13 protein-coding genes and 1 other RNA gene are annotated in these 12,698 nt (G+C 68.9%); 6 read left to right on the plus strand and 8 right to left on the minus strand.

Features of this window, described 5'->3' with window-relative positions; all coding sequences use genetic code 11:
* Positions 1-3: 3 nt before the first annotated feature.
* From ACSQ86_RS24880 to ACSQ86_RS24890, 3 genes are read right to left on the minus strand one after another with little or no spacing between them, the layout of a single operon-like run.
* Entirely contained in the window at positions 4-1,323 is a 1,320-nt protein-coding gene (locus tag ACSQ86_RS24880) for a dihydrolipoamide acetyltransferase family protein (protein ID WP_436309752.1), read from the minus strand.
* Positions 1,324-2,337: an alpha-ketoacid dehydrogenase subunit beta gene (locus ACSQ86_RS24885; protein WP_093103968.1), complete on the minus strand. Its 1,014-nt coding sequence runs from the start codon at positions 2,335-2,337 to the stop codon at positions 1,324-1,326.
* Entirely contained in the window at positions 2,334-3,581 is a 1,248-nt protein-coding gene (locus tag ACSQ86_RS24890; protein WP_436309753.1) for a 3-methyl-2-oxobutanoate dehydrogenase (2-methylpropanoyl-transferring) subunit alpha, read from the minus strand. The genes ACSQ86_RS24885 and ACSQ86_RS24890 overlap by 4 nt, the downstream gene beginning before the upstream one ends.
* 164 nt (positions 3,582-3,745) lie before the next feature.
* On the opposite strand from ACSQ86_RS24890, the gene ACSQ86_RS24895 reads away from it, so the two are divergent.
* Complete coding sequence (locus ACSQ86_RS24895) at positions 3,746-4,231, plus strand: tetratricopeptide repeat protein (RefSeq protein ID WP_436309754.1); 486 nt, start codon at positions 3,746-3,748, stop codon at positions 4,229-4,231.
* Positions 4,232-4,428: 197 nt separating this feature from the next.
* On the opposite strand, the gene ACSQ86_RS24900 is transcribed toward ACSQ86_RS24895, so the two are convergent.
* Positions 4,429-5,436 carry a Bug family tripartite tricarboxylate transporter substrate binding protein gene (locus ACSQ86_RS24900; RefSeq protein WP_436309755.1) on the minus strand — a complete coding sequence of 336 codons (1,008 nt, stop codon included), beginning with the start codon at positions 5,434-5,436 and terminating at the stop codon, positions 4,429-4,431.
* Positions 5,437-5,550: 114 nt separating this feature from the next.
* Between ACSQ86_RS24900 and ACSQ86_RS24905 the strand changes: the two genes are divergently transcribed.
* The 3 genes from ACSQ86_RS24905 to ACSQ86_RS24915 are packed head-to-tail and all read left to right on the plus strand — an operon-like array spanning position 5,551 to position 8,566.
* Positions 5,551-7,218: an MBL fold metallo-hydrolase gene (locus ACSQ86_RS24905; RefSeq protein ID WP_436309756.1), complete on the plus strand. Its 1,668-nt coding sequence runs from the start codon at positions 5,551-5,553 to the stop codon at positions 7,216-7,218.
* Positions 7,215-7,925, plus strand: a complete 711-nt coding sequence (locus ACSQ86_RS24910) for an RNA pseudouridine synthase (protein ID WP_436309757.1) — start codon at positions 7,215-7,217, stop codon at positions 7,923-7,925. Before ACSQ86_RS24905 ends, ACSQ86_RS24910 begins: the two co-directional genes overlap by 4 nt.
* Positions 7,925-8,566, plus strand: coding sequence for a Pr6Pr family membrane protein (locus tag ACSQ86_RS24915; protein WP_436305479.1), 642 nt, complete (start codon positions 7,925-7,927; stop codon positions 8,564-8,566). Before ACSQ86_RS24910 ends, ACSQ86_RS24915 begins: the two co-directional genes overlap by 1 nt.
* On the opposite strand, the gene rnpB is transcribed toward ACSQ86_RS24915, so the two are convergent.
* An RNA gene (rnpB, locus tag ACSQ86_RS24920) (RNase P RNA component class A) lies at positions 8,561-8,889 on the minus strand. The two genes, ACSQ86_RS24915 and rnpB, sit on opposite strands and share 6 nt — an antisense overlap.
* Positions 8,890-8,947: 58 nt before the next feature.
* On the opposite strand from rnpB, the gene cysK reads away from it, so the two are divergent.
* Positions 8,948-9,868 (plus strand): cysteine synthase A, encoded by a 921-nt coding sequence (cysK, locus tag ACSQ86_RS24925; protein ID WP_093103959.1) that lies wholly within the window; start codon positions 8,948-8,950, stop codon positions 9,866-9,868.
* An 18-nt stretch (positions 9,869-9,886) separates the two neighbouring features.
* Here cysK and ACSQ86_RS24930 read toward each other — a convergent pair whose 3' ends face one another.
* The 3 genes from ACSQ86_RS24930 to ACSQ86_RS24940 form a co-directional block, all read right to left on the minus strand.
* Complete coding sequence (locus ACSQ86_RS24930; protein WP_436309758.1) at positions 9,887-10,144, minus strand: hypothetical protein; 258 nt, start codon at positions 10,142-10,144, stop codon at positions 9,887-9,889.
* A 119-nt stretch (positions 10,145-10,263) separates the two neighbouring features.
* Positions 10,264-10,686: a type II toxin-antitoxin system VapC family toxin gene (locus ACSQ86_RS24935; protein WP_436309759.1), complete on the minus strand. Its 423-nt coding sequence runs from the start codon at positions 10,684-10,686 to the stop codon at positions 10,264-10,266.
* The gene (locus ACSQ86_RS24940) at positions 10,661-10,927 is read right to left on the minus strand and encodes a ribbon-helix-helix protein, CopG family (RefSeq protein WP_093103955.1); all 267 of its coding nucleotides are present in this window, start codon (positions 10,925-10,927) and stop codon (positions 10,661-10,663) included. Before ACSQ86_RS24940 ends, ACSQ86_RS24935 begins: the two co-directional genes overlap by 26 nt.
* An 84-nt stretch (positions 10,928-11,011) precedes the next feature.
* Between ACSQ86_RS24940 and ACSQ86_RS24945 the strand changes: the two genes are divergently transcribed.
* Positions 11,012-12,637, plus strand: coding sequence for an NAD(P)/FAD-dependent oxidoreductase (locus tag ACSQ86_RS24945; RefSeq protein ID WP_436309760.1), 1,626 nt, complete (start codon positions 11,012-11,014; stop codon positions 12,635-12,637).
* Positions 12,638-12,698: the final 61 nt, after the last annotated feature.

Below are 12,698 nucleotides of genomic sequence, written 5' to 3' on the forward strand. Positions count from 1 at the left end.
ACCTCATAGCTGGATTCTAGGAGTCGCGGGCGCCGCTGTCACACCCTGCAACAGGCCCTGGTCGAAAAAGAGCAAGGCGGGGCATTCGAGCAAGGCCCGCACGGCCTGCACGAACTCGGCCGCAAGCTGGCCGTCGACCACGCGGTGGTCGAAGGAGGAAGACAGGTTCATCATCCGGCGCGCGACCACCGCGCCGTCCTGCATCACCGGGCGCAGCGCGATGCGGTTGACGCCGACGATCGCCACCTCGGGCGCGTTGATGATCGGCGTGGAGGCGATGCCGCCCAGGGCGCCGAGGCTGGTGATGCTGATGGTCGAGCCGCTCAGTTCGTCGCGCGTGGCCCGGCCCGCGCGCGCGGCCTCGGCCAGGCGCGCGATCTCGGCCGCGCTGGACCACAGGTCGCGCGCTTCCGCGTGGCGCAGCACCGGCACCATGAGGCCGGCCGCGGTCTGGGTCGCGATGCCGACGTGCACTGCGCCGTGACGCGTGAGCACGCCCGCCTCGTCGTCGAAGCGGGCATTGATCTGCGGGAAGCGCGGCACCGCCAGCACGACGGCACGCACGAGCAGCGGAAGCAGCGTCAGGTGGGCCCGCTCGCTGCCCCAGCGTTCGTTGAGCCGCGCGCGCAGCAGCTCCAGTTCGGTCACGTCGATCTCCTCGACGTAGGTGAAGTGCGGGATGCGGCGCATCGCATCCTGCATGCGCTGGGCGATGCGGCGGCGCACGCCGGTCACGGGCACGGCTTCCTCGTCGTCCCGCTGCGCGTAGTGCGCCGCACTCGCCGCCTGCGGACCGGGCCGCCGGACCAGCCAGGCGTCGAGGTCCTCGTGCAGGATGCGGCCGTCCACGCCGCTGCCCGGCACCTGCTGCAGATCGATGCCGAGCGCCGCGGCCCGATGGCGCACCGCGGGCGAGGCAGTCGGCTTGCCGGTGGATGGCAGGCTCGTGCGTTCGGCCGGCGCGGTCTCAGGCGCTGGTGCTGGTGCCGGTGCCGGTGCTGGTGCTGGTGCTGGTGCAGGCGCAGGCGCAGGCGTGGCCGCGGGCGTGGGCGTGGGCGGCGCCGCGCCGGTGTTGTCGCCACCCTCCACATCGATGCGGATCAGCTCCGCACCCACCGCCATCTGCTGCCCCACTTCGCCGCCGAGCGCAAGCACCTTGCCCGCGACCGGCGACGGGATCTCGACGGTCGCCTTGTCGGTCATCACGTCGGCCAGCACCTGGTCTTCGGCCACCGTGTCGCCGGGCTGGACCCGCCATGCCACCAGTTCCACTTCGGCGATGCCTTCGCCGATGTCCGGCACCTTGATCGCATGCGTGCCCATTCAGTTCTCCATGACGCGCCGGAAGGCCGCGCCCACGCGTGCCGGGCCCGGGAAGTAGGCCCACTCCTGCGCATGCGGATAGGGCGTGTCCCAGCCGGTCACGCGCTCGATCGGCGCCTCGAGGTGATGAAAGCAGTGCTCCTGCACCAGCGCCGTCAGCTCGGCGCCGAAGCCGCTGGTGCGCGTGGCCTCGTGCACGATCACGCAACGGCCGGTCTTCTTGACCGAGGCGACGAGGGTCTCCAGGTCCAGCGGCCACAGGCTGCGCAGGTCGATGATCTCGGCATCGATGCCGGCTTCGCGCGCGGCCGCCTCCGAGACGAAGACCATGGTGCCGTAGCTGATCACCGTCAGGTCGGCGCCGGGGCGGAACACGGTGGCCGATTCGAGCGGCACCGTGTAGTAGCCCTCGGGCACCTCGCCCAGCGGATGGGCCGACCAGGACACCAGCGGCCGGTCGTGGTGGCCGTCGAAGGGGCCGTTGTAGAGGCGCTTGGGCTCCAGGAAGATCACCGGGTCGTCGTTCTCGATCGAGGCGATCAGCAGGCCCTTGGCATCGCGCGGATTCGAGGGCATCACCGTGCGCACGCCGCAGACGTGCGTGAACAGCGCCTCCGGGCTCTGGCTGTGCGTCTGGCCGCCGTAGATGCCGCCGCCGCAGGGCATGCGGATGGTGATCGGCGCGCTGAAGTCGCCGGCCGAGCGGTAGCGCAGCCGCGCCGCTTCGGAAACGATCTGGTCGTAGGCCGGATAGAAGTAGTCGGCGAACTGCACCTCGACCACCGGGCGCAAGCCGTAGGCGCCCATGCCGATGGCCGAGCCGACGATGCCGCCTTCGGAGATCGGCGCATCGAACACGCGCGAGCGGCCGTACTTGGCCTGCAGGCCCTCGGTGCAGCGGAAAACGCCGCCGAAGTAGCCCACGTCCTGGCCATAGATGACGACGTTGTCGTCGCGCTCGAGCATCACGTCCATGGCGGAGCGCAAGGCCTGGATCATGGTCATGGCGCTCATGACGCTGCTCCGGACTGCATCTGCTCGCGCTGCCGCTTCAGGTGCTCCGGCATGTCCTTGTAGACATCCTCGAACATCGCCGCGGCGCTGAACAGGTGCCCATCGGCCAGCGAGCCGTAGCGCTCGGCTTCCTTCAGCGCGGCGTTGACCTCGGCCTCCAGTTTCGCCTGCGTCTCCTCGTGCTCCTGCTGCGACCAGGCGCCGATGCCCGTCAGGTGCTGCGCCAGCCGCGCGATCGGATCGCCGAGCGGGAAGTGCGCCCAGTCGTCGGCCGGCCGGTAGCGCGAGGGATCGTCCGAGGTCGAATGCGCCCCGGCGCGGTAGGTGACCCACTCGATCAGCGTCGGCCCGAGGTTGCTGCGGGCGCGCTGCGCGGCCCAGCGCGAGGCGGCCAGCACGGCGAGGAAGTCGTTGCCGTCGACGCGCAGCGAGGCGATGCCGCAACCCACGCCGCGCGCCGCGAAGGTGGTGGCCTCGCCGCCGGCGATGGCCTGGAAGGTCGAGATCGCCCACTGGTTGTTGACCACGTTGAGGATCACCGGCGCTCGGTAGACGTGGGCAAAGGTCAGCGCCGTGTGGAAGTCGGACTCGGCGGTGGCGCCGTCGCCGATCCATCCCGAGGCGATCCGGGTGTCGCCCTTGATCGCCGAGGCCATGCCCCAGCCCACCGCCTGGATGAACTGCGTGGCCAGGTTGCCCGAGATCGAGAAGAAGCCGACGCGCTTCATCGAATAGCACACCGGCAACTGCCGCCCCTTGAGCGGGTCGCGCTCGTTGGACATCAGTTCGCAGATCATGTCCACCATCGACACGTCCTCGCGCGCCAGCAGCAGGCCCTGTTGGCGGTAGGTGGGAAAGCACATATCGCCCTGCTGCAGCGCCAGCGCATGGCCAATGGCGATGGCCTCTTCGCCCAGGCACTGCATGTAGAAGGAGATCTTCTTCTGGCGCTGCGCGATCAGCATGCGGGCGTCGAAGATGCGCGTCTTCAGCATCGAGACGAGGCCGCGGCGCAGCAAGGCTGCATCCGCCTCCGGCACCCACGGGCCGACGGCACGGCCCTCGTCGTCGAGCACGCGCACCAGTGTGTAGGCGAGGTCGCTGGTGTCGGCCGGCGATGCGTCCAGCGGCGGCCGCCGCACCTGGCCGGCGCGCGAAATATGCAGGTAGGAAAAATCGGTCTCATGGCCCGGCCGCCCGGTGGGCTCCGGCACATGCAGACGAAGAGGTGCGCCCTGGCTCATCGCGTTGTCTCCGCGCTCGATGGGATCGCTCGCCAGCAAAGCCTAGCGAATTTCAGGCTCCGGCGCAGCCGGTCAATCGCGCGTATCTCGCTTGACACGCGGGGCCGGCAGGACTCGAATTCGATCGGGAGAGAGAGCGGCGGAGCACTCATCAGGAGCACATCATGCGCAAGAAGATCCTGGCGACGATGGCCTGTCTCGCTTGCCTGAGCCTGCCCGCATGGCCCGCGGGCGGTGGAGGTGGAGGCGGGGGCGGTGGCGGCCCGTCGCAGCAGGAGCTGGACCCCGACTACCGCGCCGGCCAGGCCGCCGTCAAGGCCGAGCAATGGGCCGAAGCCCTGCCCCCGCTCCAGGCGGCCATCCGGACCGATCCCAGGAATGCCGATGCCTGGAACCTGCTGGGCTTCGCCTATCGCCACCTGGGCGACATGGACAACTCCTTCGAGCACTACGAGCGCGCCCTGCAGCTCAACCCCGGCCACCGCGACGCGCACGAGTACGTGGGCGAGGCCTATCTGCAGATCGGCCAGCTCGAAGGCGCGGAGAAGCACCTGAAGGCGCTCGACAAGCTCTGCTGGTTCCCCTGCGAGCAGTACACGGAGCTGAAGGAGAAGATCGCGAAGTTCAAGCGCTCGCGCGCCGGGGAATAGGTTCTGTTGACGATGTGGGGGCGCGGAGGCGGGCGGTGTGCCCTGTGCCGGCCGACGTCACCGGCCCTTCGGGCTTCCCTGCGCTGCTCGGCAGTGCCTCAACGGCCGGCCCAGGGCACACCGCCCGCAGCCGTGGAGGAGCCTGGGTCGCATCCCACCCCCGAAGCCCGGCATGCGTCCAAGGGGCTGGCGCCTCCTCAGTCGATACTCACGTTCGCCGCCTTCGCCACCTCGGCCCACTTCACCCGGTTGGCGTGAACGGTGGCCTTGAACTGCGCGGGCGTTTCGATGCGCACCGTGTTGCCCTGGCCCTCGAACTTCTCGCGGATCTCGGGCTGTTCGAGCACGGCCTTGATCGCGGCATTGAGCTTGTCGACGATGCGCGCATCCGTGCCCTTGGGCGCGAAGACGCCGAACCAGATCGAGCTGTCGAAGCCCTGGGTGCCGGCGATGCCGCTCGCGGCAATGGTCGGCACTTCCTTCACCGCCGCCACCGGCTTGGCGGTGGTGACGCCCAGCAGCCGTACCTTGCCCGCCTTGTACTGCGGCAGCACGGTCTGCACCTGGTTCATGATGCAGCAGGTCTCGCCGCGCACCACCGAAGCGATGGCCTCCGGCCCGCCCTTGTAGGGCACGTGCACCATCTGCAGGCCGAGGCGCGAGTTGAGTTCGGCAAAAGCCATGTGGGTGCCGGCGCCGTTGCCGGTGGAGGCATAGTTGTACTTGCCGGGGTTGGCCTTCACGAGTTCGACGAACTCCTTGAGCGTCTTGACGTTGATCACCTCGGGATTGATCGTGAGGACGTTGGAGACGTCGAGCACCGGCGCCACGGGCACGAAGTCGGCCTCGACGTCGAAGGGCAGCTTCTTGTAGAGCGCCGCATTGCTGCCGTGCGTGGCGGCGGTGCCGAAGGCAAGCGTGTAGCCGTCGGGCCTGGCGCGCGCCACGTACTCGCTCGCGATGTTGCCGGCGGCGCCGGACTTGTAGTCGATCACCACCGGCTGGCCGAGCTTCTGCTGCAAGGGCTCCTGGATCGTGCGCGCCACCACGTCGACGCCCGAGCCGGCCGGGAAGCCCATGATCAGCGTGACGGGTTGCTGCGGCCAGTCGGCCTGGGCAAGAGCAGCGGGCGCGGCGCAGGCGCCGAGGGCGAGGCCGGCGGCAGCGAACAGACGGCGCGAACGGCTGGAGAGAGAATGGGGCATGACTGTCCTTCGAAGCGGATGGAGCAAGCGCCGATTGTGGCGCGAGGCTCATGCGAAACCCTGTCGAAGCTTATGCAGCACAGCTCTCTGATCGCCTCTCGATAATTGCGCCCCATGGTCCGCCCCACCCAACAGCTCCATCCCCCGCGCGAACCGGCGCCGCCGCTCGCCGCCGCCACCGTGCTGCTCCTGCGCGACACGCCCGAAGGCATCGAGGTCCTGATGACGCGGCGCTCCGCCAGCGCGAGCTTCGCGCCCGGCGCCTATGTGTTCCCCGGCGGCCGCATCGATGAAGGCGACCGCGCCGCGCACCGCATCGCTTTGCGCCGGCCCACGCAAAGCGAACAGCAGCTCACGCAGGCCGTGGCCGCGGTCCGCGAGAGCTTCGAGGAGCTCGGCGTGCTGCTCGCGCGCCACGAGGACGGCCGCCCGGTGAGCGCCGACGAGGTGGCGGCGATGGACCGCAGCACGGCCGCCAGCGCCATCGCCCTGGCCGACCAGTGCGCGACGCGCGGACTGCGGCTGGCGACCGACGAGCTCTTCACCTTCGCGCATTGGATCACCGACCGCGACCTGCCCAAGCGCTTCGACGTGCCCTTCCTGGTGGCGCGCATGCCCGAGGGCCAGACGCCGACGGCCGACGAGACCGAGCAGTTCGAGCCCTGCTGGGTGCGGCCGGCCGATGCGCTCGCGCGCCACAAGGCGGGCGGCTTCCTCATGATCTTCCCGACCGTGCGCACGCTGGAGCGCATGGCCGCCTACGACTCGGTCGACGCCCTGCTCGACGCCTGCGCCCACCGTGCAGACGGCGAAGGCCCGCTGTTCACCAGCTGTCCGCGCGCCGGCCTGCTGCGCGGCCAGGAGGCGCGCTACATGGAGCACGACTCGCCCTACGGGGAACTGGCGCTGGTCTGCCCCGACGGCCAGATCGTGCATGCGCTCGACTGGCAAAGCGAGGCGCTGGTGCCGCTCTTGAAGAACGTGCAGCGGCTGACCGCGCCGAACCCCGGCGCGATGACCGGGCCCGGCACCAACAGCTACATCGTGGGCGATGCGGCCAGCGGCTACATCGTGATCGACCCGGGACCGAACGACGCGGGCCACATCGAGCGGCTGCACCGCGCGACCGGCGACGACATCCGCATGATCGTCTGCACCCATTCGCATGCCGACCACTCGCCGGGCGCGGCGCCGCTGCAGGCGTTGTGCGCAGCATCGAAGCCGGCCATCCTCGGCCTGCCCTCGGCGCCGACGGCACGCGCCTCGGCGCGCTTCGCACCGGACCGCACGCTGCAGGACCAGGAACGCCTGGTGCTGCACGGCCTGGACGGCACCACGCACACGCTGCGCGCCGTCCACACCCCCGGCCACGCGGCCAACCACCTGTGCCTGGTGCTGGAGGAGGACGGACTCCTGTTCTCCGGCGACCACGTGCTCAACGGCAGCACCACGGTGGTCGATCCGCCGGACGGCAACATGAACGCGTACCTCGATTCGCTCGACAGGCTGGATGCGCTCTGCGCCGAGGGCGAGGTGCGCTTCATCCTGCCGGCGCACGGCTACGTGCTCGGCGAGGCGCGTGCCGCCATCGCGTATCTGAAGGCGCACCGCCTGAAGCGCGAGGCCAAGATCGCCGCCGCGATGCAGCGCCTGCCGCAGGGCACACCCGAGGACTGGCTGCCGCTCGCCTACGACGACGTGCCCGAACGCATGTGGCCGGTGGCCGCGCGTTCCCTGGCCGCGCATGTGGAACGCATCCGGCAACTGGCGCAAGCTCGATGACCGATAGCGACGAAGGCATCCGCCTGGCCAAGCGCGTGGCCGCGATGGCCGGTTGCTCGCGGCGCGAAGCAGAGCTGCTGATCGAGAACGGCGCGGTGCGCATCGACGGCGAACCGGCACTGCTGCCGCAGACGCGCGTGCACGCGCACCAGCAGGTCGAGATCGAGCCCGGTGCGCGGCCCGAGCCGGTGGTGCCGGTCACGCTGCTGCTGCACAAGCCGGCCGGCACGCCGACCGACAACGCGCACCGTCTGCTGGTGCCCGCCAACCACCACGAGCCCGAGCGCGCGGGCCTGCGCTTCCTGCCGCGCCACGTGGCGGCCCAGCGCTGCATGACGCCGCTCGAAACCGGCGCCAGCGGGCTCGTGGTCTTCACGCAGGAGTGGCGCATCGAGCGCAAGCTGCAGGAAGACGCGGGCATCCTCGAGAACGAAGTGATGGTCGACGTGGCCGGGCCGGTCGGGCCCGATGTGCTGGCGCGGCTCGAACGCGCCTCTGCGGCGCGCGTCAGCATCGGCCAGCAGGCCGAAGGCCACACCGGCCTGCGCTTTGCGATCAAAGGTCCGCGGCCGGGGCAGATCGCTCACCTGTGCGACGAGGCGGGCCTGCGCATCCTCGCGATGAAGCGCATCCGCATCGGCCGCGTGCCGCTCGCGGGCCTGCTGCCCGGCCAGTGGCGCTATCTGCTGCCGAACGAGCGCTTCTGATGCCCACGCCCGTGCGCCGGTTCGCCGCCGCAGCCGCACTCATCGGCTGGGCCGCACTCGCGCTGCAGCTGGTGCTGTCGATCGGGCTGGCCACGGCCGGCGGGAGGCCGGCCGGCTGGGGCGTCTTCATGTACCTCGGTTACTTCACCATCCTGACCAACCTGCTCGCCGCGCTGGCACTGACGGCCGCGGCAACCGTTGCGCAAGGCGCGTTGTGGCGCTTCTTCCGAAGGCCCGGCGTGGCGAGCGCGATCGGCGCCAACATCGCGGTGGTGGGCCTGGTCTACTTTTTCGTGCTGCGCCACATCTGGAATCCGCAGGGCCTGCTGTGGCTGGCCGACGTGCTGCTGCACTACCTGATGCCGGTGCTCTTTCTCGTCTACTGGTGGATCGCGGTGCCCGCGCACGGCCTGCGCGGGGGCGACATCCCGTACTGGTGGACCTATCCGCTGGGCTATCTTGTCTATGCACTGGTGCGCGGCGCGATCGCCGGGGTCTATCCGTACCCCTTCATCGACGTGGGTGCGCTGGGCTATGGCCGCACCGCGCTCAATGCGGTGGGCGTGCTGATCGGCTTCTCGCTGGTCGCCGCGCTGCTGGTGGCGATCGGCCGCAAGAAGCCGACCCCGAAAAAAGTGTGAAGCGCGCCTGTAGGCCGGATTCTGTGCGTTGAGGTTGCCCCCAACGTGACCGCCATTACTCTGGGCCGTTTGTCGCCAAACGGCTCGGTGCCACCTACCCGCCAGCTCTGCGGAACCACATCGACGCTGGCCTACTTGGTGTTGCTGCGCGCAGAGATTGCCCGTTTCACCCGACCGGGGTTGCCCCCAGCCGACTCGTCTCTGTTGCTCTGATCCTCACCTCGCGGTGGAGAGCCGTTAGCTCCTGCGCTGTCCTGTGCAGTCCGGACCTTCCTCCAGTGCGCTCTTTCGAGACTTGCACCAGCGGCGGTCTGGCGCGCTTCACACCATGGATTATCGCGACAATGGCAGCCCGCTTCGCGCGCCACGAAAGAATCACCCATGAAAGCTCAGAGCATCCTGCAGACCATCGGCAACACGCCGCATATCCGCATCCAGCGCCTGTTCGGCCGAGCGACGCAGCAGGTGTGGATCAAGTCCGAGCGCGCCAATCCCGGCGGCTCGATCAAGGACCGCATTGCGCTCTCGATGGTCGAGGACGCCGAGAAGTCCGGCGCGCTGAAGCCCGGCGGCACCATCGTCGAGCCCACCTCGGGCAACACCGGCATCGGGCTCGCGATGGTCGCGGCCGTCAAGGGCTACAAGCTGATCCTCGTGATGCCCGACAGCATGTCGGTCGAACGCCGCCGCCTCATGCTCGCCTACGGCGCAAGCTTCGACCTCACGCCGCGCGAGAAGGGCATGAAGGGCTCGATCGCGCGCGCCGAGGAGATCGTCGCCGGCACGCCCGGCGCCTGGATGCCGCAGCAGTTCAACAACCCGGCCAACGTCGAGGTGCATGTGCGCACCACGGCCGAGGAGATCGCGGCCGACTTTCCCGATGGGCTGGACGTGCTCATCACCGGCGTGGGTACCGGCGGTCACATCACGGGCTGCGCGCGGGTGCTCAAGAAGAAATGGCCGAAGCTCAAGGTGTTCGCGGTGGAGCCGGTCGCCTCGCCCGTGATCTCGGGCGGCGCGCCGTCGCCGCACCCGATCCAGGGCATCGGCGCCGGCTTCATTCCGAAGAATCTCGACACCGAACTGCTCGACGGCGTGATCCAGGTCGATGCCGAACCGGCGCGCGAGATGGCGCGCCGCTGCGCGGCTGAAGAAGGCATGCTGGTGGGCATTTCCTCGGGTGCCACGCTCACCGCGATTGCGCAGAAGCTGCCCGAACTGGCACCCAACGCGGTGGTGCTGGGCTTCAACTACGACACCGGCGAGCGCTATCTGTCGGTCGACGGCTTCCTGCCGGCTTGAAGCCTCAGAGCATGTCTTTCAACCCCTCGTCGAGCGGCCGATCGCAGGTAGCGAGCGCCTTGGGTAGCTGCCGCGCGAGATCTCGACCTTCGGGGGTGTCGCCTGAATGGGGTCGGCGCTCGGAGCGGAGGCGCCTTCGCCGGCTGCCGGCAATGGCGCCACGACCTCGGGCATCGCCGAGCTTGCATCGGCCGGCAGGGTGTCGGCCGGTTGCGCGAACACCATCGCATGGGCCAGGATCAAGGTGGCGCAAAGCGCCGTGCGTCGATGGCGCATGCCATCCTCCCTTTGTTGAAGCGACGCGATTGTCTGGTCGGCTATCGGTAGTCGGTTCCGCAACTTGTGCAATCGTTCACAGGAAGGTCGCCGAAATTCGCGGGATGTCGAAGTCTGATTCAGTCCTTCAGCCAGAGCCGCTTGAGCCGCTTTCCGCGCGGGCTGCGATAGCGATCGAAGTCTTTGCGATCCACAGTCAGCACGTTGTAGATGCCGGTGCGATCGGCCGCGAAGACCAGCGCGACATCGGCGAGGTCCGCACCGCCGTCGGTATAGCGCTCGGTGAAGTCGGCGATCTCCGAAAGATCGGCAGGGTCGCTCGACAGCACCGTCAGCCGACCGGCGGCAGCCCAGCGCAGCAGATTGAGCCAAGCCGTGTCGTCGAGCAGGTGGCCGGCCTCGGTGAGCACCTCCCAGACCGTGTAGAGACGCTGGCCGGCGAGTTGCTGCAACATGCCGACGGCGCCCGCGTGGTGCGTATCGCCGTCGTTGAACAGCGCGACCAGGAAACCCGTGTCAGCGAGCGTATCCGTGCTTTTCACGCAGCCGCTCCAGGATCGCTCGCTTGGCCAGGTTGGCAACGCTTTCAGGACGGCGCAGGCCACCACCCTTGCCGATATAGAGCGCATCGATCTCTGCCGCCGCGCGCTCGACCGGCATCACTTTGCCCGCGTAGGCAGCGATGCTGCGGCGGATGAACTCCGACTTGCTGATGTGCAATGCAGCCGCCGCGCGCTCCAGCAGGGTCTCGTCTTCCGCAGGCAATCGAATCGACAGTGTCATGATCAGGCTCCTGTAATACAGAATTGTATTACAATCCAAGATTCCGGCCACAGCCTTTGCCCGATCGACACGGGCCTCAAAGCCATGCTCCGAATCTCCGAAATCAAGCTGCCGCTCGACCACGGCGATGCGGCACTCCCTGAAGCCATCGCAACGGCCCTCGGCACGCCTGCCGCGGCGATCGCCGGCTTCAAGGTCTTCAAGCGCAGTTTCGATGCGCGCAAGCCGCAACTCCTGCAGGTCTACATCGTCGACGCGACGATCACGGACCCGGCGCTCGAAGCCGCGCTGCTCGCGAAGTTCGCCGGACATCCGCACATCGGCGCTGCGCCCGACATGGTGTGGCGCGCCCCGGTCCAGGCGCCGGCCGGGTTGCCGCTGCGCCCCGTGGTGGTCGGCTTCGGCCCCTGCGGCATCTTCTGCGCGCTGATGCTTGCGCAGATGGGCTTCAAGCCGATCGTGCTGGAGCGCGGCAAGACCGTGCGCCAGCGCACCAAGGACACCTGGGGCCTGTGGCGCAAGAGCGTGCTGAACCCCGAGTCGAACGTGCAGTTCGGCGAGGGCGGCGCCGGCACTTTCTCGGACGGCAAGCTCTACAGCCAGATCAAGGACCCGCGCTTCCTCGGCCGCAAGGTGATGGAGGAGTTCGTCAAGGCCGGCGCACCGCCCGAGATTCTCTACGTCGCGCATCCGCACATCGGCACCTTCAAGCTGGTGAAGGTGGTCGAGAACATGCGCGAGCAGATCACTGCGTTGGGCGGCGAGATCCGCTTCGAGCAACGCGTGACCGATGTGCTGATCGAGGACGGGCAGCTGCGCGGCCTGACCGTGCTCGACCAGCGCACAGGCGAGAGCAGCGAGCTGCGCGCCGACCACGTGGTGATGGCGCTCGGCCACAGCTCGCGCGACACCTTCGAGATGCTGCATGCGCGCGGCGTGCACATCGAAGCCAAGCCCTTCTCGATCGGCTTTCGCGTCGAGCATCCGCAGGGCCTGATCGACCGCGCGCGCTGGGGCCGGCATGCCGGCCATCCGCTGCTGGGCGCGGCCGACTACAAGCTGGTGCACCACGCGAGCAATGGCCGCTCGGTCTACAGCTTCTGCATGTGCCCGGGCGGCACGGTGGTCGCCGCCACCAGCGAGCCGGGCCGCGTGGTGACCAACGGCATGAGCCAGTACTCGCGCAACGAGCGCAATGCGAACGCGGGCATCGTGGTGGGCATCGATCCGCGCGACTTCCCTGGTGACGCGCTCGCCGGCATCGCCCTGCAGCGCGAACTCGAATCCAATGCCTTCGTGCTCGGCGGCGGCGACTACCGCGCGCCCGGCCAACTGGTCGGCGATTTCGTCGCCGGCAAGCCCTCGACCGCGCTCGGAAGCGTCGAGCCTTCGTACAAGCCGGGCGTGACGCCGACCGACCTGCACGCCGCCCTGCCCGGCTACGCGATCGAGGCGATGCGCGAGGCCTTCCCCGCTTTCGGCCGAAAGATTCAGGGCTTCGATCTGCACGACGCGGTGCTGACCGGCGTCGAGACGCGCACATCCTCGCCGATCAGGATCACGCGCGGCGACGATCTTCAAAGCCTCAATGTGCGCGGCCTCTACCCCGCCGGCGAGGGCGCAAGCTATGCGGGCGGCATTCTTTCGGCCGGCGTCGACGGCATCAAGGTGGCGGAAGCGGTCGCGCGCAGCGTGCTTGCGCGGGCCTGAGCCCCCTCACAACCGTTCGGGCTGAGCTTGTCGAAGCCGGGGCCGGCCCTTCGACAAGCTC

This window comes from Variovorax sp. LjRoot130 (assembly GCF_964253755.1).
GTDB lineage: Bacteria > Pseudomonadota > Gammaproteobacteria > Burkholderiales > Burkholderiaceae_C > Variovorax.

Bases quoted from the DNA above. Each gene is read 5' to 3' on its own strand.
- ACSQ86_RS24880 (WP_436309752.1), bottom strand. From the start codon at position 1,323: ATGGGCACGCATGCGATCAAGGTGCCGGACATCGGCGAAGGCATCGCC.
- ACSQ86_RS24885 (WP_093103968.1), bottom strand. From the start codon at position 2,337: ATGAGCGCCATGACCATGATCCAGGCCTTGCGCTCCGCCATGGACGTG.
- ACSQ86_RS24890 (WP_436309753.1), bottom strand. From the start codon at position 3,581: ATGAGCCAGGGCGCACCTCTTCGTCTGCATGTGCCGGAGCCCACCGGG.
- ACSQ86_RS24895 (WP_436309754.1), top strand. From the start codon at position 3,746: ATGCGCAAGAAGATCCTGGCGACGATGGCCTGTCTCGCTTGCCTGAGC.
- ACSQ86_RS24900 (WP_436309755.1), bottom strand. From the start codon at position 5,436: ATGCCCCATTCTCTCTCCAGCCGTTCGCGCCGTCTGTTCGCTGCCGCC.
- ACSQ86_RS24905 (WP_436309756.1), top strand. From the start codon at position 5,551: ATGGTCCGCCCCACCCAACAGCTCCATCCCCCGCGCGAACCGGCGCCG.
- ACSQ86_RS24910 (WP_436309757.1), top strand. From the start codon at position 7,215: ATGACCGATAGCGACGAAGGCATCCGCCTGGCCAAGCGCGTGGCCGCG.
- ACSQ86_RS24915 (WP_436305479.1), top strand. From the start codon at position 7,925: ATGCCCACGCCCGTGCGCCGGTTCGCCGCCGCAGCCGCACTCATCGGC.
- cysK (WP_093103959.1), top strand. From the start codon at position 8,948: ATGAAAGCTCAGAGCATCCTGCAGACCATCGGCAACACGCCGCATATC.
- ACSQ86_RS24930 (WP_436309758.1), bottom strand. From the start codon at position 10,144: ATGCGCCATCGACGCACGGCGCTTTGCGCCACCTTGATCCTGGCCCAT.
- ACSQ86_RS24940 (WP_093103955.1), bottom strand. From the start codon at position 10,927: ATGACACTGTCGATTCGATTGCCTGCGGAAGACGAGACCCTGCTGGAG.
- ACSQ86_RS24945 (WP_436309760.1), top strand. From the start codon at position 11,012: ATGCTCCGAATCTCCGAAATCAAGCTGCCGCTCGACCACGGCGATGCG.